This is a genomic window from Desulfomicrobium escambiense DSM 10707, assembly GCF_000428825.1.
Lineage (GTDB): Bacteria > Desulfobacterota > Desulfovibrionia > Desulfovibrionales > Desulfomicrobiaceae > Desulfomicrobium > Desulfomicrobium escambiense.
Map to the genome: position 1 here is coordinate 62,763 of NZ_AUAR01000001.1, position 23,445 is coordinate 86,207.

Annotated in this window: 22 protein-coding genes and 1 other RNA gene; 13 read left to right on the top strand and 10 right to left on the bottom strand. The window is 63.9% G+C overall.

Annotated elements, in window-relative coordinates; genetic code table 11:
* The first annotated feature begins 69 nt into the window (after window positions 1-69).
* Complete coding sequence (gene hysD, locus G394_RS0100295; protein WP_028575943.1) at window positions 70-537, top strand: NiFeSe hydrogenase maturation protease; 468 nt, start codon at window positions 70-72, stop codon at window positions 535-537.
* A gap of 65 nt (window positions 538-602) precedes the next feature.
* On the opposite strand, the gene G394_RS17295 is transcribed toward hysD, so the two are convergent.
* On the bottom strand, window positions 603-1,166 hold the full coding sequence (locus G394_RS17295; protein ID WP_051306830.1) for a DUF2059 domain-containing protein: 564 nt from the start codon (window positions 1,164-1,166) through the stop codon (window positions 603-605).
* Between the two features lie 171 nt (window positions 1,167-1,337).
* Window positions 1,338-2,519, bottom strand: a complete 1,182-nt coding sequence (purT, locus tag G394_RS0100305) for a formate-dependent phosphoribosylglycinamide formyltransferase (RefSeq protein ID WP_028575944.1) — start codon at window positions 2,517-2,519, stop codon at window positions 1,338-1,340.
* A 147-nt stretch (window positions 2,520-2,666) separates the two neighbouring features.
* On the opposite strand from purT, the gene G394_RS0100310 reads away from it, so the two are divergent.
* The 12 genes from G394_RS0100310 to G394_RS0100370 all read left to right on the top strand — a co-directional run bounded on the left by G394_RS0100310 (window position 2,667) and on the right by G394_RS0100370 (window position 14,690).
* Window positions 2,667-3,218 (top strand): glycine cleavage system transcriptional repressor, encoded by a 552-nt coding sequence (locus tag G394_RS0100310; protein WP_028575945.1) that lies wholly within the window; start codon window positions 2,667-2,669, stop codon window positions 3,216-3,218.
* Between the two features lie 10 nt (window positions 3,219-3,228).
* Window positions 3,229-4,602: a PFL family protein gene (locus tag G394_RS0100315; RefSeq protein ID WP_028575946.1), complete on the top strand. Its 1,374-nt coding sequence runs from the start codon at window positions 3,229-3,231 to the stop codon at window positions 4,600-4,602.
* A gap of 62 nt (window positions 4,603-4,664) precedes the next feature.
* Window positions 4,665-5,042 carry a hypothetical protein gene (locus G394_RS0100320; protein WP_028575947.1) on the top strand — a complete coding sequence of 126 codons (378 nt, stop codon included), beginning with the start codon at window positions 4,665-4,667 and terminating at the stop codon, window positions 5,040-5,042.
* A gap of 480 nt (window positions 5,043-5,522) precedes the next feature.
* Window positions 5,523-6,272, top strand: a complete 750-nt coding sequence (locus G394_RS20485; RefSeq protein WP_169725512.1) for a cytochrome c3 family protein — start codon at window positions 5,523-5,525, stop codon at window positions 6,270-6,272.
* A 7-nt stretch (window positions 6,273-6,279) separates the two neighbouring features.
* Window positions 6,280-7,476 (top strand): 4Fe-4S dicluster domain-containing protein, encoded by a 1,197-nt coding sequence (locus G394_RS17300; protein ID WP_051306831.1) that lies wholly within the window; start codon window positions 6,280-6,282, stop codon window positions 7,474-7,476.
* A 57-nt stretch (window positions 7,477-7,533) separates the two neighbouring features.
* Window positions 7,534-8,490 carry an RnfABCDGE type electron transport complex subunit D gene (locus G394_RS0100340; RefSeq protein ID WP_028575949.1) on the top strand — a complete coding sequence of 319 codons (957 nt, stop codon included), beginning with the start codon at window positions 7,534-7,536 and terminating at the stop codon, window positions 8,488-8,490.
* 5 nt (window positions 8,491-8,495) lie between these two features.
* Window positions 8,496-9,077 carry an RnfABCDGE type electron transport complex subunit G gene (rnfG, locus tag G394_RS0100345; protein ID WP_028575950.1) on the top strand — a complete coding sequence of 194 codons (582 nt, stop codon included), beginning with the start codon at window positions 8,496-8,498 and terminating at the stop codon, window positions 9,075-9,077.
* A 27-nt stretch (window positions 9,078-9,104) separates the two neighbouring features.
* Window positions 9,105-9,824 carry an electron transport complex subunit RsxE gene (gene rsxE / locus G394_RS0100350; RefSeq protein WP_028575951.1) on the top strand — a complete coding sequence of 240 codons (720 nt, stop codon included), beginning with the start codon at window positions 9,105-9,107 and terminating at the stop codon, window positions 9,822-9,824.
* Between the two features lie 18 nt (window positions 9,825-9,842).
* Window positions 9,843-10,418 carry an electron transport complex protein RnfA gene (locus G394_RS0100355; protein WP_028575952.1) on the top strand — a complete coding sequence of 192 codons (576 nt, stop codon included), beginning with the start codon at window positions 9,843-9,845 and terminating at the stop codon, window positions 10,416-10,418.
* A 19-nt stretch (window positions 10,419-10,437) separates the two neighbouring features.
* Entirely contained in the window at window positions 10,438-11,319 is an 882-nt protein-coding gene (gene rnfB, locus G394_RS17305) for an RnfABCDGE type electron transport complex subunit B (protein ID WP_043774272.1), read from the top strand.
* Window positions 11,320-11,346: 27 nt separating this feature from the next.
* The gene (locus G394_RS0100365) at window positions 11,347-12,360 is read left to right on the top strand and encodes an FAD:protein FMN transferase (protein WP_028575953.1); all 1,014 of its coding nucleotides are present in this window, start codon (window positions 11,347-11,349) and stop codon (window positions 12,358-12,360) included.
* Window positions 12,361-12,647: 287 nt separating this feature from the next.
* Window positions 12,648-14,690: an AsmA family protein gene (locus tag G394_RS0100370; protein ID WP_028575954.1), complete on the top strand. Its 2,043-nt coding sequence runs from the start codon at window positions 12,648-12,650 to the stop codon at window positions 14,688-14,690.
* Between the two features lie 356 nt (window positions 14,691-15,046).
* Here G394_RS0100370 and cysS read toward each other — a convergent pair whose 3' ends face one another.
* The 8 genes from cysS to G394_RS0100405 form a co-directional block, all read right to left on the bottom strand.
* Complete coding sequence (gene cysS / locus G394_RS0100375; protein WP_028575955.1) at window positions 15,047-16,504, bottom strand: cysteine--tRNA ligase; 1,458 nt, start codon at window positions 16,502-16,504, stop codon at window positions 15,047-15,049.
* Between the two features lie 2 nt (window positions 16,505-16,506).
* The gene (gene gltX, locus G394_RS0100380; protein WP_028575956.1) at window positions 16,507-17,967 is read right to left on the bottom strand and encodes a glutamate--tRNA ligase; all 1,461 of its coding nucleotides are present in this window, start codon (window positions 17,965-17,967) and stop codon (window positions 16,507-16,509) included.
* Window positions 17,964-19,154, bottom strand: coding sequence for a 2-C-methyl-D-erythritol 4-phosphate cytidylyltransferase (gene ispD / locus G394_RS0100385; RefSeq protein WP_028575957.1), 1,191 nt, complete (start codon window positions 19,152-19,154; stop codon window positions 17,964-17,966). Before ispD ends, gltX begins: the two co-directional genes overlap by 4 nt.
* A gap of 8 nt (window positions 19,155-19,162) precedes the next feature.
* Window positions 19,163-19,520, bottom strand: an RNA gene (rnpB, locus tag G394_RS19915) — RNase P RNA component class A.
* Between the two features lie 7 nt (window positions 19,521-19,527).
* A complete protein-coding gene (locus tag G394_RS0100390; protein ID WP_028575958.1) occupies window positions 19,528-20,259 on the bottom strand; it encodes a zinc ribbon domain-containing protein in 732 nt (243 codons plus the stop codon).
* A gap of 54 nt (window positions 20,260-20,313) precedes the next feature.
* Window positions 20,314-21,273 carry a Nif3-like dinuclear metal center hexameric protein gene (locus G394_RS17310; protein WP_043774274.1) on the bottom strand — a complete coding sequence of 320 codons (960 nt, stop codon included), beginning with the start codon at window positions 21,271-21,273 and terminating at the stop codon, window positions 20,314-20,316.
* 304 nt (window positions 21,274-21,577) lie between these two features.
* Window positions 21,578-22,495 carry a sensor domain-containing diguanylate cyclase gene (locus G394_RS0100400; RefSeq protein ID WP_028575959.1) on the bottom strand — a complete coding sequence of 306 codons (918 nt, stop codon included), beginning with the start codon at window positions 22,493-22,495 and terminating at the stop codon, window positions 21,578-21,580.
* Window positions 22,496-22,803: 308 nt separating this feature from the next.
* Window positions 22,804-23,439 carry a response regulator gene (locus G394_RS0100405; RefSeq protein ID WP_028575960.1) on the bottom strand — a complete coding sequence of 212 codons (636 nt, stop codon included), beginning with the start codon at window positions 23,437-23,439 and terminating at the stop codon, window positions 22,804-22,806.
* Between the last annotated feature and the right edge of the window lie 6 nt (window positions 23,440-23,445).

Here is a 23,445-nt window from a genome sequence, read left to right on the forward strand (position 1 = left end):
CTTTTTTTTGAACGACGCCACAACGCAACGCGCCGCAACCAGGCGGCGCAGGATTTCGGAGAGCATGGCATGAAAAGACTTTTGGTGCTTGGGGTGGGGAATCTGCTGCTGACCGACGATGGGGCGGGGGTGCACGCGGTGCAGGACCTGTCCCGGGAGGAGTGGAACCCCGATGAGGTCGATTTTCTGGATGGCGCGACCTTCACCCAGGACATTTTCTACGTTTTTCAGGAATACGAGCGGGTGCTGGTCCTCGATTGCGTCAAGGGCGGCCGCGAGCCCGGCACCATCTACCGCTTCACCGAGGAAAATCTGCGGGAGAACGGGGAGCAGCGCCTCTCGCTGCACGACATCGACCTTCTCGATTCCCTCAGGATGGCGGAGCTGCTCGGCCACAAGCCGCAGACGCTCGTCGTCATCGGCATCGAACCCCTGACCATCAGCGACTGGTCCATGGAACTGTCCGAACCCGTCAAGGCGAACTACCCGAAGTACCTGGAGGCCGCCCGGCGGGAAATCCGCGCCCTGTTGGCCTGACATCAATATAAAAGGCTCCGCCGGCAGCAACCGACGGAGCCTTTCATTCACTTCGCGCGCAAAACCTATTCTTTCTTGCCTTCCTTCGATCCGGCCGGCGCGGCCTTGGCGGCCGGAGCCTCCTGGCCGGGAGCCTTGGCGCCCGCGGGCTCGAATTCCTTGCGCATTTCCTCGGTCAGGGTTTCGAGCTTGGGCACCACGCCCTGCATGTAGGTGCGGGCCACGGTCATGCTCTGCTGCATGAGCTCGGGCATCTTGGACGTGACCTTCTTGCCGAGGTCGGACTTGTAGAAATCCACCAGGCCCTTGGTCTCCTCTTCGGTGAAGACGGACGTGTACAGGTCCAGATACTGCGGCTTGACCTTGTCCCAGGCCATGTCCTCCTTGAGGATGGCGTCGAAGCGCTTGGAATACTTGTCGAGCTTGGGCTTGTCGGCTTCCTGGACGTTCATCTGGGCCGTGATCTGCTGGAAGATCATGGTCACCTGGGCCTTCATCTTTTCCATGACCATGTCGCCTTCGGTGATCTTGATCAGTTCCTCGGCCAGGGCCCGGTGCTCCTTTTCCCCGGCGACGGCCGTGGAGCAGGCAAGCATGAAACACAAAACAAAGGCAAATTTTCTCAACATGTTGTCTCCTTAAGGGAAGGGCAGGGACCGGTCGTTTGGGCTGGGCGGATGCGCGCCGCTCGCGTGCCGGAGGGGGGCGGATATCGCCTGGACGGCTGCTCTCTAGTCCAAGCGGAGGCGGAAGACAAGTGGCGCGGGGACAGGCCTGGACCCGTCCCCGCACCGCGCGGCTCAGAGTTCGACCGTCACGAGGGACGCGGCTTTCTTGGCCTTGTTCACGGCTTTGTCGATGCTCTCGTCCCGGGCTACGACCACGCCCATGCGGCGCTTGCCGCCGACCTCGGGCTTGCCGAAGAGGCGCAGGTCCGTGTCGGGTTCGGCCAGGGCTGCTTCGAGGTTGCCGAAGCGGACCCGGTTCGATGTGCCTTCGACCAGGATGACGCTTGAGGCCGAGGGACCGTGCTGGCGGATGACGGGCACGGGCAGGCCGAGGATGGCTCGGGCGTGCAGGGCGAACTCCGAGAGGTCCTGGGAGATGAGGGTCACCAGGCCCGTGTCGTGGGGGCGCGGGGAGACCTCGCTGAAATAGACCGTGTCGCCCTTGATGAACAGTTCCACGCCGAAGATTCCGCGGCCGCCCAGGGCGCCCGTCACGGCCTCGGCCATGCGCCGGGCTTCGGCCAGGGCGGCCTGGCTCATGGGCTGGGGCTGCCAGGACTGCTGGTAGTCGCCGTCCTTCTGGTAGTGCCCGATGGGCTCGCAGAAGGTCGTGCCGCCGATGTGGCGCACGGTCAGCAGGGTGATCTCGTAGTCGAAGTCCACGAAGCCCTCGACGATGACCTTGCCCTTGCCCGTGCGACCGCCTTCCTGGGCGTATTTCCACGATTTCTCGGCGTCGGCCGGAGTCTTGACCACGGACTGCCCCTTGCCCGAGGAACTCATGATGGGCTTGACCACGCACGGCGTGCCCACGGCCTCCACGGCCGCCAGGTATTCCTCGTAGGTTTCGGCGAAGCGGTAGGGCGAGGTGGCCAGGCCCAGCTCCTCGGCCGCCAGGCGGCGGATGCCCTCGCGGTTCATGGTCAGCTTCGCGGCGCGGGCCGTGGGGATGACCGTGACCCCCTCTGCTTCCAGTTCCAGCAGGGTGTCCGTGGCGATGGCCTCGATCTCGGGGACGATGAAGTCCGGCCGCTCGCTCTCGATGATGCGGCGCAGGGCCTGCCCGTCGAGCATGGACACCGTGTGGGAGCGGTGGGCGACCTGCATGGCCGGGGCATTTTCGTACCTGTCCACGGCGACGACCTCGACGCCGAGGCGCTGCAGTTCAATGACCACTTCCTTGCCCAGTTCGCCGGAGCCGAGCAGGAGCACCTTGGTGGCCGTGGGGGAGAGGGGGGTTCCTATGTGCGCCATGTGTACCTCGCAGTAAAATTGATGTGTTCGGTGGCCGAAGCCCTAGCCCAAGTCGCCGCGGTTGGCCAGAGCGGGGACGGGATAAGGCTTGACGCATGCCCGCGCCGCGGGCCATAGATCGTGACTTTCCTGAGGATCGGAGGTTCCATGAACAAATTCGTATTGTCGGTCATCGGCAAGGACAAGCCGGGCATTCTGGCAAAAATATCGACCATTCTGTTTGCGCACGGCTGCAACATCGAGGACGTCAGCCAGACCATTTTGCAGACGGAGTTCGCATCCATATTCATCGTTCTCAACCCCGAGGGGCACCCCCTGGACACGATCGGCGCCGCGCTGAACGAGGCCTTGGGCGGCATGGGGCTGAGCGCCCATCTGAGTCCCATGACCTCGGCCGCCGCGCCGGTCCCGGCCCAGAGCCAGCCCTTCGTCATCACCACCCGCGGCGTGGACAAGCCCGGCACCATCTCGGCCGTGACCACGGCCATCGCCTCCCTGGCCTGCAACGTGGTCAACTTCCGGGCCATCATCACCCAGGAGGACGGCGTGGACGAGATGATCATGATCTTCGAGGTCGACATGCCCATGGGCGTCGATCATCGGCAGCTTCGGCAGGTCATGCAGCAGGTTTGCGCGGGCTTCGGGCTGGACGTCTCGGTCCAGCACCGCGAAATTTTCGAAACGATTCACCGAGTCTAGGAGGCCCGACATGCTCAACGACCGCGAGGTCCTCTCCACCCTGTCCATGATCAAGAACGAGAATCTGGACGTGCGCACCGTGACGCTTGGTATCAGCCTGCTCGAATGCGCGTCCCACGATCTCCCGCGTTTCACCGACGCCATATACAAGCGCATCACCACCCTGGCCAAGGACCTTGTCGCCGTCTGCGACGAGGTCGGCGACCGCTACGGCATCCCCGTGGTCAACAAGCGCATCTCCGTCAGCCCCATCGCCGTGGCAGCCGCGCCCTTTGACAGCCGCGGCATGGTTGAGGTGGCCAAGACCCTGGACCAGGCGGCCCGGGACGTGAAGGTCGACTTCATCGGCGGTTTCGGCGCCCTGGTCGAGAAGGGCATGGCCAAGGGCGACCTAGCCCTCATCGAGGCCATCCCCGAGGCCCTGGACGTGACCGAGCGCATGTGCTCGTCCGTCAACGTGGCCTCGACCCGCGCCGGCATCAATATGGACGCCGTGGGGCTCATGGGCCGCACCATCAAGGCCACGGCCGAACGCACCAAGGACCGCGACGGCCTGGGCTGCGCCAAGCTCGTGGTCTTCGCCAACATCCCCGAGGACGTGCCCTTCATGGCCGGCGCCTATCTGGGCGTGGGCGAGGCCGGTTCGGTCATCAACGTCGGCGTCAGTGGCCCCGGCGTGGTCAGGAAGGCCATCGACCGCGCCCTGCAGGACAACCCCGGCGCCCACTTGGGCGAACTGGCCGACGTCATCAAGCGCACGGCCTACAAGGTCACGCGCGTGGGCGAGATCATCGGCCGCGAGGTGGCCCGCATCCTGGCCGTGGAGTTCGGCATCGTGGACCTGTCCCTGGCCCCGACGCCCAACGTCGGCGACAGCGTGGGCGAGATCTTCCAGTCCCTGGGCCTGGGCGCCATCGGCGTGCCCGGCTCCACGGCGGCTCTGGCCATGCTCAACGACGCGGTCAAGAAGGGCGGCGCCTTCGCCAGTTCCCGCGTGGGCGGCCTGAGCGGCGCCTTCATCCCCGTCAGCGAGGATCTGAACATCGCCGCAGCGGCCGCCGGCGGACAGCTCTGCCTGGAGAAGCTGGAGGCCATGACCGCGGTCTGCTCCGTGGGCCTGGACATGGTCGCCCTGCCCGGCGACACCACGGCCGAGACCATCTCCGGCATCATCGCCGACGAGATGGCCATCGGCATGATCAACAAGAAGACCACGGCCGCCCGGCTCATCCCCGTGCCTGGCAAGAAGGCCGGTGACAAGGTGCATTTCGGCGGCCTGCTGGGCGAAGCCGAAATCATGCCCGTGCGCAGCAACGCCGTCTCGGGCGGCTTCGTCAGTCGCGGCGGGGCGATCCCCGCGCCGCTGCAGGCGCTCATCAACTGAGGTTGAGGCTGACCGGGTTTTGGGATAGCGGGCGGTGCATGACATCACCGCCGGAGGGATCCATGAACACCAAGGACGTTTTCGGGAAGGACCGGATAGCGGCAGCCCTGGCCGCGGGCACTATTCTGCTCCTGTTCGTCTTCTTCTACGCCCTGCACCAGAACGTGGCAGGGCTCGGCCGCGAAATCGAGGAGCTCAAGCGCCTCAACGGCGCGGTGCTGGAACTGGATGCGCGCCATGCCGTCCTCGACGGCAAGGTCACCGAGCTTGCGACCCTGCCGCGCCGCACCTCGGCCATGGCCATGGAAAACCAGGTCAAGGCCATGGCCCACGCGGCCGAGGATCTCGACCGCCGGCTCGACGGCCGGCAGCGTGAACGGCTCGCCGCCGTCCGCGCCCTGCTGCAGGAGATCGGCGAGGACTTGCACGAGACGAAATGATCTGTCGCGACATCGCTGCCCACCGTCTCGAACGAGACCGAGCGTCATTTTCGTGGTTGCGTTCGTCGGGATGGCGGCAGTCCGTTCGATAAATGGCAAGGAGCCCCTCCTTCAAGGGGATGACGACGATTGAAAGAGGGCCCGGGAGTGCAGACTTCCGGGCCCTCTTTTCATTGTGCTGCAGCGTTTGCCCGAGGATGGCGGGGGATGGCGTTTTGGCGGTGCGGATGGCCGGTGCGCCGGTCTGGGCGCGGTTTTCGCGTATGACGTTCACGGTCGATAAAATCTGATTAAAACAGTTGAGTTACAGAATGTTTCGAGATTTATGTTTACAAAAAATCGATAATTGAATAGGGCAACACGCAGGCCTATTTTTCAATAGGTTTAAATCGTCCAGCTGTTTGTATCTTGTCTGAGATGGATGCTTGCGGGAAGCATCCTGTCTTTAGTTGCGTCAAACCGGAGCACAAGGACACTGCCTTGAAAAAACGTTACGTACCCATCACCATTGTCTGCGGTATGTTGGCAATCCTGGCCCTGGGCGGCCAGTTCACGCCAGCCCCTTCGGAAGAGCTGCCTGTTCGTCTTCGGTTGGACAATAAAGGCGGCGATGTAGTTTTCACCCACTCGCGTCACGTGAAATACGTAGAGAGTAGTGGCGGGAACTGCGCGAAATGCCATCATGAAAGCGAGACGCCGGGCCTGACGCCGCTGCCGTGCGGTTCCTGCCATGCGACCGAGTTCGACGCCAAGTTCACTTCGGACCATCAGACTCAACTGCCGGCCGACACCTGCACCCGCTGTCACCATGCCGAGATGGGCAAGCTCAAATGGAGCCATGACGATCACGTGACCCAGTACACGACCGCGTGCACCGACTGTCACCACGACACGAGCATCGAGGCCGAGCCGGGCGCGTGCAACCAGTGCCACGGCGAAAAGGCCGACGGCAACACCCCTGCCCTGCGCGATGCAGTGCACGCCAAGTGCGAAAGCTGCCACGCCGAGATGTACGAAAAGAAGCTGGAGGGATGCAGCGAGTGTCATGAACTGCTTCCCGGCAAGACCGGCCCCGCGCAGCCTTCGTGCAATTCCTGCCATTACGATACGGACGCCACTCCGTTGCCGCATCGCATGGATTCGTTCCACGATCAGTGCATGAAGTGTCACGAAGAGGCTGGCAAAGGGCCTTTTGGCGATAAATCCTGTACCCGCTGTCATACCAGGTAAGACCATCATGATGAAATTACGCCTGAACACCTCGGTTGAAATCAAGGGCAGTCTCCAGGACATCCCCGCACCCGCTGCTGTCCGGATTCCCATTCAGAAGAAGCACAAGCCCGTGGTCAAGAAGAAGCAGATCGTCGGGCGCGGCCAGGTCATCGCCGAGAATCCGTCCAAGGGTGCCTACAATCTCGGTTTCGTCCATGCGAGCATCGACGGCATGGTCGAGGACATCCTGCCCGATGCCATCATCATCGGCCCCATCCCCGCGCCCAAGGAAGGGGAGGAGGCGGCCGTCCCCGCGCGTCCCGCCCCCTGCGCCGAACTCGACACGCTGGCCGGCGAGGAACTCTGCCGCAAGCTGCTCGAACTCGGCATCGACACGAGCGGTCTGCACGCCACACGCACCCTCATCATCAACGGCCTCAACCCCGAGCCGGGGGTCATCGTCAGCGAACAGCTGGTCAAGGACGCCCAGGTCACCCTCAAGGCCGGCATCCAGCTTATCGAGAAGGCTCTCAAGCCCGGCACGATCAAGCTCGTGGTCGCCTCGGGCAAGCAGATCTCCCTGCATGGCTGCACGACGGTGGGCGCCAGCGACGCCTACCCGGCCACCATCGACCCCCTCGTGGTCTATGCGGCCACGGGTGCCGAACGGCCCGACAACGTGGACGTCATTTCCGTCGCGGAGCTCTATGCCGTGGGTCGCGTGGCCGAGGCGAAGCTGCCCCTCACGGAGACCGTGGTCAGCATCGGCGACAAGACCTTCGTCGTCCCCGTTGGCATGGCCGTACAGGATCTCCTGAGCGTGGCCGGCGCATCTGCGGGCACGGACAAGAAGGTTGCCCTCGGCGGGCCCATGCGGGGCGAGGCCATTTTCGACCTGTCCGCAGGCGTCCCGAAAAACTGCTCGGCGGTCACGCTGGTGGAGGAGGGGCTCTTTCCTCCGGTTCAGCCCAACCCGTGCATCAATTGCGGCGAGTGCGTCCTGGCCTGTCCGGCGCGCATCCAGCCGGGCATGCTGTCCCGTTTCGCCGAATTCAAGATGTTCGACAGCGCGAGAAACGAGCATGTCGGTGCCTGTCTGGAATGTGGCATGTGCACGTTCGTTTGTCCGGCCAACCGGCCTGTTCTGCAATACATTCTCTTGGCCAAGCAATTCCTGGCTGCCCAGGATGCTGATGTGGCGACCTGTCGACTCCAGGATTGATGACATTGCCGTTCTTTTTGGTGCAACAAGATAAGAACAAAGAAAGGATAAGAGCACATGGCTAGCCAGGAAGTTACAAAAAATTTATTCAGCGTGTCTTCGGCGCCGATATGGCACTGCGGAAGAACCGTCCGATCGACGATGCTGCATTCGCTGCTGGCTCTTCTGCCTGCCGCGATCATGGCAGTGTACCGTTACGGTTATGATGCGGTTGAAGTGATCGCCTGGGCGGGGCTTACGGCGGTCGTGACGGAATTCCTGATGCAGAAGTGGATGGGTCAGGAATCGACTGCGGATGATTACAGCGCCTTGTTCGACGGCGTTGTCTTCGCGTTTCTTCTGCCGGCGACGGCCCCGGTCTGGATGGTGGTCATCGGCAGCGCCGTGACGGTCATCCTCGGCAGGATGGTCTTCGGCGGGTTCGGAGGCAGCCCGGTCTGCGCCCCGGCTATCGGCTGGGCCGTCTTGACGGTTTCCTGGCCGGACTTCATGGACCTCAACGGCATGCTCCTCAAATGGGATCTCGTCGAACCCTTGAGCGAACTCAAGTACTTCGGGGCCGATGCAGTTTCGGGCATCTCCAACACGTCCCTGCTGCTCGGGAGCAATCTTGGAGCGCTTGGAGCCTCGCAGGTGCTGCTGGTGGCGTTGGGCGGCGTCTACCTCCTGGCGACCAGGCAATTGCGCTGGTTCATCCCGGTTTCCTTTCTGGTAGGTGTGTTCCTCACTGGGCTGGTTTACAACATGATCGACCCGAAGCTCTACGCGCCGCCCCTGTTTCATCTCCTGTCCGGCGGGACCATGCTGGCCGCCTTTTTCCTGATGCCGTACCCGTCCTCCTCGCCCGTCTGGAAGCTGCCCATGCTGCTGTATGGCCTGTTCGGAGGCGCCCTGCTGATCATCATCCGGACCTACGGCATTTATCCTGACGGGGCCGTCTTTGCTGTACTGCTGATCAATTTGTGCACTCCCCTTATCGATCTCATTCAACCCAAGCCCTTTGGGGGGAGGTAGTCGCCATGATGGAAATCGTTCGCATGATTGTCGTTCTCTCGGCTATCACGGGACTGTCCGGGTTTGTGCTGTCCGGCCTCAAGGTCTGGACCACGCCCATCATTGAAGAGCAGGTGCTCATGAACGTGCAGGGGCCGGCCTTGAAGAAGATTTTTCTTGAAGGCACCAACGACCCCATTGCCGACAGGAAGAAGATGCCCAAGCCCGGTGACGAGAGTCAGACGATCAACGTCTTTCCCTCGATCAAGGACGGCAAGCTCATCGCAGTGGCCATGGAGGCCGCGGGCAAGGGCTATGGCGGCGACGTGAACGTCCTCGTGGGCTTTGACGTGACCAAGGATACCATCCTGGGCATCGGCGTCACGACCCACAAGGAGACCCCTGGTCTGGGTTCGCGCGTTGCGGAGCCGGCCTTCACCAAGCAGTTCAAGAACCTCGCCCTGGACAAGGCCGCGCTCAAGAAGGACGGCGGCGGCATCGACGCCGTGTCCGGCGCGACCTTCTCCTCCATAGGCGCATCGGCTGCGGCCAAGCAGGCTGCGACATGGTACACAAGTCTCAAAGACTCCATCAAGACTTCCTGGTAACAGAAGATTTTTCTAAGGAGCTATAGAATGGCCAGCTTGGTGCAAGAATTTACCAAAGGGTTGTGGAAGGAAATTCCGCCGTTCCGCCTGGTGCTGGGCCTGTGTCCGACACTGGCCGTGACGACCAACGCCGAGAACGGTCTGGGCATGGGCGCGGCGGTCGTCTTCGTGCTCGCCCTGTCCAACGTCATCATTTCCCTTGTGCGCAACATCATTCCCAAAAAGGTACGTATCGCCTGTTTCATCGCCATCGCGGCCTCGCTGGTCGTGGCGGTGGAGATGCTCATGCAGGCCTTCGCCTTTCCGCTGTATCAGCAGCTGGGCATCTTCGTGCCCCTCATCGTCGTGAACTGCATCATTCTCGGTCGCGCCGAGGCCTTTGCGGGCAAGAACCCGCCCCTGGCCTCCCTGGCTGACGGCCTGGGCATGGGCATCGGTTTCACCATGTCGCTGACCTTTCTGGGTGCGATCCGCGAAATCTTCGGCGCCGGAAAGCTGTTCGGCGTGGGCCTCTTCGGGCCGGATTTTCATCCCTTCACGTTCATGGTGCAGGCCCCGGGCGCGTTCGTGTGCCTCGGTCTCATTCTGGCGGGCATGAACTATCTGACCATCTGGCAGGCCAAGAGAAAGGGCGTGGAGCTTGACCCCAATTTCGACGCCGGATGCTCGGGATGCGGCGCCTGCAAGATGATGGACAAGATTGCCGCCCAGAAGAAGCTGGAACGCATGGAACCGGCCAAAGGCTAACTCTAGGGAGAGTGACTCATGGAAATTTTCCTCCTTTTTATTTCAGCCATCTTCGTCAACAACATCCTGCTGGCGCAGTACCTTGGCAACTGTCCCTATCTGGGGTGCTCCAAGGAGAAAGGCGTCGCCATCGGCATGGGCGCGGCGGTTCTGTTTGTCACGGTCCTCGCGACGGTGATCACGTTTCTTTTTCAAAAGTACGTCATGGTGCCGTTCCATCTTCAATACCTGCAGACGATTTTCTTCATCCTCGTCATCGCGGCGCTGGTTCAGTTCGTCGAGATGTTCCTGAAGAAAATGGTGCCGCCCCTGTACAAGTCCCTGGGCATCTTCCTGCCGCTGATCACGACCAACTGTGCCGTGCTCGGCGTGGCCATCCTCGTGCAGCGTCTGGAATTCGACCTCGTGACCGCAACGCTGTACTCCATCGCCGCCTCGCTGGGCTTTCTGCTGGCGATCGTGCTGATGGCGGGCATCCGTGAGCGTTTCGCCGTGACGCGGATCCCGCGGTCCATGCAAGGCGTCCCGAGCGGTCTGATCATGGCGGGGATCATGTCCCTGGCATTCCTGGCCTTCAAAGGCATGATAGCTTAACGAAGCGGAGAGAGTACGTATGATCATCGAGTCAGTTGTCTCCTTGTTTGGACTAGGCTTTGTCTCGGCCAGCGTTCTGTCCGTCGCTTCAAAGCTGCTCGCCGTGGAAGAGGACCCTCGCCTCGAGGTGGTTGTCGAGGCCCTGCCCGGCGCCAACTGCGGCGGCTGCGGTTTCGCCGGATGTGAGGCGTATGCCGCAGCGGTCATCAACGACCCGAGCACGCCGCCGAACAAGTGCTGCGCCGGTGGCCCGGATGTGGCCAAGCGCATAGCCGAATTGACCGGCAAGGCCGCCGGCGACGCCGACCCGATGGTGGCCTTTCGTCGGTGCGTCAAGGTCGAGGGTAAGGTGGCCAAGAAGTTCGATTACTTCGGCATCCAGAGCTGTGCTGCGGCCAAGCTGGTCCAGGACGGCCCCGACGCCTGCAAGTATTCCTGCCTCGGCTTCGGGGACTGCGTCCGGGCCTGCCCCTTCGACGCCATGTGGATCGAAGGCGACCTGGTACACATCTCTCCAGAAAAATGCACCAGCTGCGGCACCTGCGTGCGTACCTGCCCCAACTCCATTCTGGAGCTCATCCCCAGGCGTTCGCGCGTCATGGTCTTCTGTTCGTCCCAGGACAAGGGCAAGGCCGTGAAGGACGTCTGCGAGGCCGGCTGCATCAGCTGCGGCGCGTGCATCAAGAAATGTCCGGCCCAGTGCATCACCATGGTCGACGAGCGTATCCACATCGACCACAAGGCGTGTCTGGCGTACGGCCCCTCCTGCGGGGAAGCCTGCGTCGAGAAGTGCCCGCGCGACATCCTGCGCTGCCTGAACCCCGACATGATCTCCGCCGCCCCCGATACGGAGCCGGCCAGGTATCCTGATGAGTCCCATGTCGCGGACCTGCAAGCCTAACCACGCCACAGAATCGGAGCAACGAACATGAAGCATGCGACTCAGATACACGACCGCCGGGCTTTCCTGAAAACTCTGGGCGTTCTCGCTGCCGGTGCGGCACTGGCTCCCGCCATCCGGGTTCTTCCGGCCTTCGCCGCGTCAGGGGTGATCAAAACGTCCGAACAGCGGATGCTCATGGGTACCTTCGTGAGCATGACGGTGCTCGCCCCGTCGCAGGGGCTCGGCGAGGAGGCCATTGGCCGCGCCTTCGCCGAGGTCGAGCGCCAGATCGGCATTTTCAGCCGTTTCGATCCGTCCACGGCCCTGTCCGCCCTCAACCGCGACGGGCGTTTGAACGGCGCTCCCCAGGAACTTTTGGACGTCGTCGCCTTCAGCGGCGATCTGCACCGGCGTTCCTCCGGGAGGTTCGACGCGACCATCGCCCCTGTGGTCAACCTGCTGGAGCGCAGTCACGGCAAGCCTGACGCCAAGGATCTGAAGGAGGCGTTGGCGCTGGTTGACGGTTCTCGGCTGCGCAGCAGCGGTTCCAACTTGCGTTTTGACGCCGCCGGTATGTCCGCGACCCTCGACGGCGTGGCCAAGGGCTTCATCGCCGACAGCGCGGCCGAAGCCCTGACCACGGCCGGGGTAGCCAACTTCCTGATCGACGCCGGCGGCGATATCCGGGTGGGCGGCGCGTCCGACGGCCTGGTCCGTCCCTGGCGCGTGGCCATCGAGGATCCGGACAAGCAGGGCAACTATCCGGCGGTCATCGACATGAAGGCCGGCGCCGTGGCCACATCCGGCGGCTATGAGGTCTTCTTCGATCCGTCGAAGAAATCGCATCACCTGGTCGATCCGACCAATGGCGCCTCGCCGCAGTACGTACGCAGCGTCAGCGTGAAGGCCCCGACGGTCAAGGAAGCCGACGGCCTGGCCACGGCCCTGAGCCTCATGCACCCGCGCGAGGCCCTGCGCCTCACGGAGTCCCTGCCCGGACACGACTGCCTGCTGATCACCTCCACCGGAGCGCGCATCTCGTCGTCCACCTGGGGCTGATCCCGCATCCCGCACGTTCTTGGAAAAGCCGGTTCTGCCGGCTTTTCCGTTTTCTTGGCCCCAGCACACCGCTCTGATCCGGGCTCATCCATTTCCACGGCCATCTTCCCTTTATTCCGGCCTGTTTTCCCGTTATGCTGGTGCGAAGCGTCCCAAGACGCCTTGGAAGACGTCTCGGAAAATCTGCGGATTTCCATCCGCGGCTTTGGCATTGCGCCGCACGTGTCCCGGTCAGAGACTTTGTGCGCGGACACTCAGCAAATCATCATCCACGGATGGGTACGAATATGGCTTCGAAATGGATCTTGCGTGCCGTGCTCGTTGCGGTTCTGGGCCTTGCCGCCCTTGCGGGCGTTCTTTTCTTCGGGATCGACCCCAATGATTTCAAGCCGCAGATCGTGTCAGCCGTACGCGACAACACCGGCCGGGAATTGATCATCGACGGCGACCTCAAACTGGGCTTCTTCCCGTATCTGGCCGTATCGATAGATGGCGTGCAACTGCGCAACGGCCAGGGTTTCGAGGGGCCGTTCCTGACATTGAAGAACGCGCGCCTCAAGGCGCGGTTGTTCCCTCTTCTCCTGTCACGTCTGGAGGTCGTGGCCTTGGATGTCGACGGCCTGTCCGTTTTCCTCACCCGTGACGCTGACGGTCGCGGAAACTGGATGGATCTGGCCACGCCGGAAGAGCCCTCGGGGGCCGCTGGCGGCGGTTCCATGTTGAAGCGCGACAAGCGGGTGCCGGCTCTGGCCTCGCTCATCGTGGACGGCCTGAGCGTTACCGAGGCGCGCGTGGTCTGGGACGACCGGCTCAAGGACAATCATTTCGACGTGAGCGGGATTCACCTGGACGTCTCGGATTTTGCCTTCGGGGAGCCGTTCGACGTGGATACCAGGGCCGCCGCGATCATCGGGGACATGAGCGGTGAGCTGGCTTTTTCAGCCAAGGCCGTCCTTGAACTGGACCGCCTTATGGCGGAGAAGCTGAACCTGACCGCGCGCCTCAGCGGGGAAGGGCTTCCGCAAAGTCCGGAAACCATCGCCCTGTCGGCCGACTATTTCTCCACGGACGGCCGTCTGGACAACGGTCGGCTGCAGGGGCTGGGGCTCGACGTGCGTTTCGCCACCAGACAGATGCCGGGCGCAGGCAGTGCGGGCAACATGGAGGTGGCTCCTTTCAGCCCCAAGGACGCATGTGCGCGCCTGCATCTCCCGCTTCCGGCTTTCCGTGATCCAACCGCCCTGGAGCGCATGGAGTTTTCGTGCGACTGGGCCGCCGTGGACGAGGGTGTCGAAGTTTCGGATCTTCGTCTTGTCCTGGACAATTCGACCATGCAGGGCGGCATTTCGGTGCAGGGGCGGAAGAACCCGTTCGTTTCCCTTGATTTGCGCGTGGACAGCCTGAACCTCGACCGATACCGCATCCGCTCGGCCGAAAGCGCCGGCCGGCCGTCGTCAGAAACGGGCGAACCCAGCACCCTGCCCATGCGCGAACTGCGGGCATTGAACGGCAACGCGACTCTGGCCGTTGGCGACCTGACCGCGGCCAATGTCCGCTGCACTGACGCCATACTTCGCGCACATGCCGCAGGCGGGCGGCTGGTCCTCGACGAGGTGGCGGCAAGCGCATACGGTGGACGGTTGAAGGCGTCTGGCGCTCTGGACGTCAGGACGGACACCCCGGCGTATTCCTGGAGTCATGTGCTCTCCGGCCTGCAGATCGGCCCGTTGCTTGGGGCGTTGCATGGTCAGGAGTTCGTGACGGGCACTGCGGGCGGTTCGGCATCCGTCGAGACGAAAGGGCACGCCGTGCCGGTCTTGCTGCGCAACCTGGGAGGAACATATGATTTCAGGGTCGTGAACGGGGCGTTGAACGGCGTGAACATCGGCGCAAAGGTGCGTGACGGCATCCGGGCGTTGAAGGGGCAGTCCGCGGGCCTGGCGGAGCCGGAGCGGACGGTGTTTTCCGTGCTTTCGGGAAGCGGGAACATCGTGCAGGGGGTGGAGACGAGCCGCGACCTGCTGCTGTTGGCGCCGCGTTTTCGCATCACCGGCGGCGGCCAGACGGATCTGGTGCCCATGGTCATGGACTATCGCCTCACGCTGCACCTCGATGGCAGCGAAGGGGCCTTTGACGAGGGCGCGCTCGGGTTGCGCAGTTTCCCCGTCCGCGTCAGCGGCCCTGTCCATGAACCGACCATAGCGCCGGACACCAACGCCGTGCTGCGAAGCCTCGGCCTGTCCGGCAGCAGGGCCGTGGGCGATGCCATCAAGGGTGTGGGTTCAGGCCTGAACAAGGGCCTGGAAGGGCTGAAGCAGCTGTTTAAATAGCGGGTTCGACCCGCCGGATTCCGGCCAAGCATTCTTCGGTTTGAGCGGGTGCTCTCCCACGCGAGAAACTTCGACATTCCAAGGGCAAAGGCGGACAAAGCATGGATCGCCGCGGCGAAGACGCCTCGCGATGACGGCTTCCAGCACAGAGATTTCGTCCGTCCCATCATCCCCATGATAAACGGGTCAAGGGGCAAGCCCCTTGCGGGGCGCGGGGCGGAGCCCCGCATCTCTTCCTCTTCACCCCGCAAAAAAAGAAAGGCCGCTCACACGGCCTTCCCATCATCCCCATGATAAACGGGTCAAGGGGCGAGCCCCTTGCGGGGCGCGGGGCAGAGCCCCGCATTTCTCATCCCCTACTCGACATCCCACTGCGCCCCCTGGGCCGTGTCCTGGATGGTCACGCCGAGGGCAAGGAGTTCGTCGCGGATGGCGTCGGAGCGGTCGAAATCCTTGGCGGCGCGCGCTTCCTGGCGCTCGGCGAGTCGCGCCTCGATGAGGGCGGTGTCGATCTGCTTGCGCCGGACGCGGCTGGACTTGAGCTGTGCCAGGAAGTCGGCGCTTGGCGTGAGGAAGAGGCCGAGGACTTCGCCCCAGCGCTCGAAGAGCTTGAGGGCGTGGCGCACGAGGTCGCGGCCCTGTTCGGACTTCTTGAGGGATTTGTCCTCGAGGATGCGGTTGACGGTCTTCATGAGCACGAAGACGTGTCCCAGGGCGGCGGCGGTGTTCATGTCGTCGGCCATTGCCTCGTCCCACTTGGCTTCGAGGGCTGTGGATTCGACGACGATTTCGGCCGGCAGGGGGGAGTTGGTCCACTTGGTTCCGGCCACGTGGGCTTCGGCGGCGGCCTTGGTCAGGTAGACGCGCTTCAAGGCGCGTTCGGATTCTTCGAGGGCGTCGGCGGTGTAGTCCAGGGGGCTGCGGTAGTGCTTGGTGATGAGGAAGAAGCGTAGCACCTCGGGCAGGTAGTTGGCGAGAATGTCGCGGATGGTCACGAAATTGTTCAGCGATTTCGACATCTTTTCCGAGTTGATCTGCACGAACCCGTTGTGCACCCAGTAGCGCACGAACTGCTTGTCCGTGGCGGCCTCGGTCTGGGCGCGCTCGTTCTCGTGGTGGGGGAAGGCCAGGTCCTGGCCGCCGCCGTGGATGTCGAAGGGCAGGGGCAGGTAGCGTTCGCTCATGGCCGAGCATTCGATGTGCCAGCCGGGACGGCCGGGACCCCAGGGGCTCGGCCAGGACGGTTCGCCGGGCTTGGCGCCCTTCCACAGGGCGAAGTCGAGAGGGTCCTCCTTCTGTTCGCCGGGCTCGATGCGTGCGCCGGACTGGAGGTCCTCGATGTTGCGTCCCGAAAGCTTGCCATAGCTCTGGTAGGAGCGGACGCGGAAATAGACGTCGCCGTCGGCGGTGGAGTAGGCGTGACCCTTGGCGATGAGGTTTTCGCACAGGGCGATCATCTCGGCGATGTGTTCGGTGGCCTTGGGTTCGATGTCGGCGCGCAGGATGCCGAGGCGGTCCATGTCCTCGTAGAAGGCGTCGATGTAAGTGCGGGCGATGGTCTCGAAGTCAGAGCCTTCGCGGTTGGCGCGGTTTATGATCTTGTCGTCGATGTCGGTGAAGTTGCGCACGAAGGTCACGTCGAGGCCGATGTAGCGCAGGTAGCGGACCAGGACGTCGAAGACTACGGCCGAGCGGGCGTGGCCGATGTGGCAGAAGTCGTAGGCCGTGATGCCGCAGACGTACATGGAGACGTGGCCGGGCTTGAGGGGGACGAATTCTTCCTTTTTCCTGGTGAGGCTGTTGTAGATCTGCATGCTCATTCCTTGTTGGTTCTTGGGCGAAACATGTTCAGGGCCGCATGGACGCGATCCCGGATTCTGTCAACGGTCAGGAGGGTCAGCAGGGCCGAGAGTTCCGGGCCAAAATCGGATCCGGTCAGGGCCAGGCGGATGGGATGGTACAGTGCGCGGCCCTTGACGTCGGCCCGGGCGGCGGTTTGCTTGAGGAGTTCGGAGGCTTCGCTTGCGGTCAGGCGCGTCTGCGGCTCCGATGTCGGAAGGGCGTCGAGGAGCGCGTCAAGGACGGCCGTGCCGGTGGAGAGTTCCGAAATTGCCGAAGCGCCGTAGCGGATTTCGTCGGCGGTGAAGTGGGGCAGCAGGGCGCGCAGGTCGTCCACGGCGGCGGCGTTGTCGCGCAGCCCGAGGACGAGGTCGCGGCGCAGCCCGTCGGGAAGGGCGTGCCACGGGTCGCTTGCGGGCAGGGCGTCATCCAGGGCGCGGACGTGGCTGTCAGGGTCGGCGGCGCGGAAGTAGCGGGCGCTCAAGGCCCGCAGCTCGTCGAGGTTCATGACGGCGTTGCCGCGGCCCAGGGCGAAGGGGTTGAAGGCCCGGGCCATGTCGTTCAGGGACTCGAAAAGCTTTTTGGTCGGCAGGGCCCCGGACAGGGAGGCGAGGTAGTGGACCACGGCCATGGGTTCGAGGCCGGCGCGGATGCAGTCGGGGATACCCAGGGCGCCGCTGCGCTTGGAGAGCTTTTTGCCTTCGGTGTCCACCAGCAGGCCGTGGTGGGCGAAGCTCGGCGGCGTACCGCCCAGGGCCTGGTAGAGCAGGATCTGGCGGGCGGTGTTGGTCAGGTGGTCTTCGCCGCGCAGGACTAGGGTCACGGCCATGTCGATGTCGTCGACGACCACAGCCAGGTTGTAGCTGGGCCAGCCGTCCTGGCGCAGGAGCACGAAATCGCCGAACGCGCCGGACGGGACGCGCATGTCGCCCTTGATGAGGTCCGTGAAGGCGACGTCGGCCTCATCCGGGAGGCGGAAGCGCATGACGTGGGGCTCGCCCTTCGCGACACGGTCGGCGCGTTCGGCGGGCGTCAGGGCGGCGCAGCGTCCGCTGTAGCGCGGGGGGAGACCCTTGGCCGCGGCTTCGGCGCGTTCGCGTTCGAGGTCGGCCTCGGCGCAGAAGCAGGGATAGGCGCGGCCGTCGTCGGCCAGCCTGGCCACTGCCGCATGGTAGTGGTCCAGGCGCAGGCTCTGGTGCCGCACGGGCCGGTCCGGAGCCAGGCCCAGCCAGGCCAGGGACCACAGGATGGCCGCCTCGTGGGCGAAGGTTGAGCGCTCGCGGTCCGTGTCCTCCAAGCGCAGCAGGAAGGTGCCGCCGCTCTGGCGGGCCAGGAGGAAGTTGAGCACCGCGGTGCGTGCGTTGCCCAGGTGCGGCACGCCCGTGGGGCTGGGCGCGAAGCGGGTGACCCAGGGGCCGCCGGTCCTGAAATTCGTCATGCCGGGGTCCTTGCGGCCGTGACCACGGCCACGGCCTTGATGCCTTCCTTGCGGCCCGTGAAGCCGAGGTGCTCCTCGGTGGTGGCCTTGACGTTGACCTGTTGGTCGGCGAGTTCCATGAGCCGCGCCACGTTGGAGCGGATGCCGGCCTTGTGGGGGGACAGGCGCGGGGTCTGGGCGATGACGGTCAGGTCCACGTGGGTGATGGTCAGGCCCATGCGGCGGGCCTTGTCCATGACCTCCGAGAGGAGGACGGCCGAGGAGATGTTGTCGAACTTCTCGTCGCTGTCCGGGAAGTGCTCGCCGATGTCGCCAAGGCCCAGGCAGCCGAGGATGGCGTCGCACAGGGCATGCAGGAGCACGTCGCCGTCGGAGTGGGCCTTGACCAGGGGCGCGCCGGCGATGGGCATGCCGCCGAGGACCATGGGCCGGGTGCCGCCGTAGGCGTGGACGTCGTAGCCGAAGCCGGTGCAGGGCACGGGGGCCGGTGTGGGGGAAGCAAGCATGCGCAGGTCCTCCGGGTTGGTGATCTTCAGGTTGGCGGCCTCGCCCGGCACGACGCGAACCGTGCCGCCGGCCAGTTCGACCATGCTGGCGTCGTCCGTGACCTCCCAGCTTTCGGCCAGGGCGCGTTCATGGACCCGGCGCAGCAGGGCGGCGGGGAAGAGCTGCGGGGTCTGCACGGCGCGCAGGCTGTCGCGGCGCATGGTGGAAACGACCGTGTCGTCCTCGACGTGCTTGACGGTGTCCGTGACGGGCATTCCGGGGATGACGCCGTCGATGCCGTCGGCCAACGCTTCGAGAAGGGTCTGGACGAGGGCCGGGCTGAAGAATGGCCGGGCGCTGTCGTGGACCAGGACCCGGCCGCAGCCAATGGGCAGTGCGGCCAGGCCCAGGCGCACGGAGTCCTGGCGCCGCTCTCCGCCGGCCACGGCCAGGACGGGCACGCCGACGGGGCTGGTATCCTTGAGAAGATTCAGTTCGCGGGTGCGCTCGTCCAACTCCGGCGCGGGAAAGACGACGACCACGCCCGCCAGTCCGGGGACGGCGGCCATGGTCGCGACGCTGCGCCAGTAGAGGGGGCGTCCCTCGTGGTGCAGGAACTGCTTGCGCGCGCCGCCCGTCTCGCGGGCCAGGCGCGAGCCCTGGCCCGCGGCCAGGATGATGGTCCAGAGTGGATTGGTCATGATCGAAATTACGGAGCCGGACGATAAGCCGGATTCTGTTCCCGTTGCCGGGCGGCTGTCATTCCTCTAGGGCGGCGGTTGCCCGCCGTCTCCAGCAACCTACCCGAAGGATATCGACCGGGCCGGTCACCTTCCTATTTGGTCTTGCACCGGATGGGGTTTACCTAGCTTGCCGCGTCACCGCGACAACTGGTGGGCTCTTACCCCGCCTTTTCACCCTTACCCCGGCCGCGAGGCCTGGGCGGTCTGTTTCTGTGGCACTGTCCCGGGGTTACCCCCGCTGGACGTTATCCAGCATCCTGCCCTGTGGTGTCCGGACTTTCCTCCCCCGGCCTTGCGGCCGGCGGCGACAGCCTGTCCGGCTCCGTAAAAATCATTCGTTGCCCGAGAAGTGGCGCTCCCAGAAGATGATGCGCAGGCAGTTGGGGCAGCTCAGGATCTGCTCGCCCTTCTGCAGGTCGATGAAGGTCTGGGGCGGGATGACGACATGGCAGCCCTTGCACACGCCCTCGCTGACGGGGACGATGACGGGGTTGGGGATGCGGTCGCGGATGAAGTTGTAGCGGGTCAGGATGGGCGCGGGCACGGCCTCGGAGGCCTTCTTCTTGTCCTTGTCCAGTTCGGCCAGACGTGTGCGCTTTTCGGCCAGCTCCTGATCGAGGTTGGCCTGCTGGGCGGAGATGGTCTCGGACAGGGCGTCGATGTCCTTCTGCAGGGCGTCCTTGCGGCCTTCGAGGTCCGAAAGGTCGGCCAGGAGGTTGGAACGCTCCTCCTCGCGCATGCGGTTCATCTTCTCCATGGTGTCCATCTCGCGCATCATGGCGTGATATTCCTTGGTGTTCTCGACCATCATGAGCTTGTTCTTGCTCTTCTTGACCTTCTGGGCGTCGTTCTCGATCTCGCCCTCGATGCGGCCCTTCTGCTCCATGAGGACGTCGATTTTCTCCTGGATCACGCCCTGCTGCTGCTCCAGGTACTGCCTCTTTTCCTGCAGGCTCTGCAGCTGCTTGGGCGCCTCTTCGAGAATGCGCTCCAGGGTGATCATCTCCGAGTCGACCTTCTGCAGCACGACGAGCTGTTCGATCTGTTGGATATAAATGCTCAAGGTTACTCCTCCTCAAAAAACGTATCGTGAATCCGGGCTGTCCCCGGGGAGACTTCAGGCAAATGGGTCGCGGCCCGGAAGAAAGACGACCCGCACGCCGGCGTCGGCGAGTTCGTGGGCCAGGCTTTCGCTCCAGATGCGCATCATGTTTTCCTCAAGGCTGAAATGGCCGACGTCGAGGGTCAGACCCAGGTCCTGCACGGCCTGGGCCTGGTGGTACTTCACGTCGCCCGTGAGGAAGACGTCGGCGCCGCGGGCGAAGGCCGTCGGGGCCAAGTCCGCGCCGGAGCCGGGGCAGTAGGCCACGGTGGTCACGGAGTCCCGGGCGAAGCCGACGCTGCGCGGAGCGGCCCGCAGCACCTCGCGCAGGCGGGCCGAAAAATCGAGCCAGGTCAGGGCCTGGGGCAGGGTGCCGATGCAGCCGAACCCGAACTCGCGGGCAGGGGAGGTCAGACTGATCTCCTGACACGGGCCCAGGCCGGCGGCCCTGGCGCGGAAGCTTGCGGCGTCCTCGGGCCACAGCACACATTCCGAGATCTGAGCGTCGCGATGCGTGCAGGCGTCCTCGAAGCCCCGCAGGGCTTCGGCGTCCAGATGGGCCGGCACGCGGAAGAGCGTCGGCGTCTCGCGGCGCGTGACCTCCAGGACGCACATGTCCCGCAGCCCAAGTGCCCGCCCCAGCCAGTTGACGGGGCCGTCCGGGTTGGCGTCCAGGGACGTGTGCGCGCTGTAGAGCCACATGGAGGAGCTAAGCGTCAGCCGCAGGACCTCGTGGTACTCGTCCAGGCGGCTCGGGAGCCGGGGCGAGAGGGCCAGGGGGTGGTGGCAGAGCAGGAAGTCGGCCTGCAGGTCCACCGCCCGGCGCAGGGTGTCCACCGTGGGGTCCAGGGCCACGCACATGGTCCGGACCTCGGCCGCGGCAGAGGCGATCTGCACACCGCTCTTGTCCCAGGACGCGGCCAGATGCAGGGGCGCCGTGGATTCGATGCGGGCGATGAGGTCTTTGGGATGCATGGGGCTCCGTGAGCGAACGCGGCGCTCTTCGTCAGATGACAAGCAAAGGAGGAAATCTAGTAACCCGCCCCCGTGATGTCAATGCAGGGCGGCACCAAAAAAGGCTCTGGCCGAGGATGGCCAAAGCCTTGGGTCGACAGGGTCTGCCTGTCCGGAGGCGTGCGTGAAAGAGAGCGGCTTCCGTCTTTCACGGACTGGTTCCGGACGATCCGCCCGGAGGTTCTTTGCTCCGGAACACGGACGTTGAACACAGGGCGTTGCGGAAGTCAACCCGCCAGACGGGCGGTCCGGCTCCAAAGCCGCTTCATGGCGTGTCGGCGATTATGGTGTCCCGGCCACTGTTTTTTGCCCGGTACAACAATTCATCGACCCGTATCAGCAAATCCTGCTGGTGCATGGCCCCTGAAGGGAGCATGGTGGCGAGCCCCATGCTCAAGGTGACGTGTTTCCGCGTCGGCGCTTTTTCGTTCGCGATACCGAGCACCCGGATCTCGTCCATGAGCGCGTGCATGAGGGGCAGCGTCTGCTCAGCAGTGCTGTTGCCGAAGACCATGACGAATTCCTCGCCGCCGTATCTCGCGCACATGTCGCCGGGGCGCCGGGCATATTTCCTGAGGATGGCGCCGAGGCGGGCCAGGCATTTGTCTCCGTACTGGTGGCCGTAGGTGTCGTTGAGAATCTTGAAGTGGTCGATGTCCATCATCGCCGCCGTGACGGGCAGATTCAGGCGCGCGCAGCGCCGCCATTCGCTCTGCAGGAACTCGTCGAAGGTGCGCCGGTTGAAAAGACCTGTCAGGCCATCCAGCCGGGCCAATTCCATGGCCCGCTCCTCGGCCAGTTTCCGCTGGGTGATGTTGCGGTGCTCGATGACGAGATACGTCCGGCCTTCGTGCTGAAACGAGTTGGCGCTCATCATGAACCAGCGTTTCTCCTCGGGACTGTGGCACGGGTATTCGAGCTGGCAGCACGCGTTCCCGGCGATCACCTGACGGATGCCCTCGGAAGCGGCGCTCCCGAACTCGTCACCCATCCGGGCCGCCTTTTCGCAGATTTCGAGATAGTTGACCCCGGCCCATGCGCCTTCGATCCGGCACTGGTTTTCGCGGCCGAAAAGGTCCCATCCCTTGTTGGTCAGGATGATCACTCCCGAGCAGTCCGTTACGACAATGTGCTCCGATACCGAGTCCAGAACTTTTTTCAGAAATTCGTGGGAATGCAGCATGTGTAGTTCCTTGGCGATTCTATCGGTTTCGCGTGAACCTCGGCTCTGGCTGCCCTGCTCCGGGAGTCTCAGAGATGATGCCACAATGTACGCGTTCTTCGACGGACTTACCAGCGTCGGCGGCTGTCCGCATGATCCCCGACGAAACCTGGTGGTTGGCTCCATGAACAGCAGGGGGGGCGGGTGGAGCAGAGGCTGGTGGAGCTCGTTGAAGCGGCGATAGTGACGGCCTTGATCAGAAACTGCGCGAGATGCCGGGCCTGGGCGCCGCGTTCTCTCAACGGCAATTCGCAGACGATGGCGTCGTTCTAGTCCGAAAGGGCTTTGAGGTGGGCGTAGAGGTTGTTCCGGGTGCCTGCAAGTCCGAGCTTGCGCCGAATGTTCTCGCGGTGGGTCTCAACGGTCCTGGTTGAGATGTTCATCATCTGCGCGATTTCCTTGGAACTGGCGTTGCGTCGGATCAGATCGACCACCCGCAGCTCCTTGGCGGTCAACGAGGCCTGCAGCAGGGAGGCGTGTATGGGATCTGTGTCCGCGCCGCGGGACGGCTCCGACTCATCCATGCCTGCAGCAGCCTGATGCTTGTCCAAGGCGTCCTTGAGGGTCTGACGCAGGATGGAGGCAGGGCAGGGCTTGGTATGAAACCGGAAGACCTCTCCGGTGTTCACGGCGGCGATGGCGGAATCCATGTCCGCAAAACCCGTCAGCATGATCCGTACGGTATTGGGGGAGATCTCCCGAACCCACGAAAGGAACTCTATGCCGTTCATGCCCGGCATCTTCAGGTCTGAGACGACTACGGCGTAGGGGCCCGTCGAGCGCAGCATTTCAAGACCAGCTTCGGGGCCGAGCGCCGTTCTCAGGTTGAAGCCTCTGTACAGCACGACCTTGAGGCCTTCGAGAATCCCCGGATCGTCGTCTACCAGAAGAATCTTGTCCGTCACGCGTTC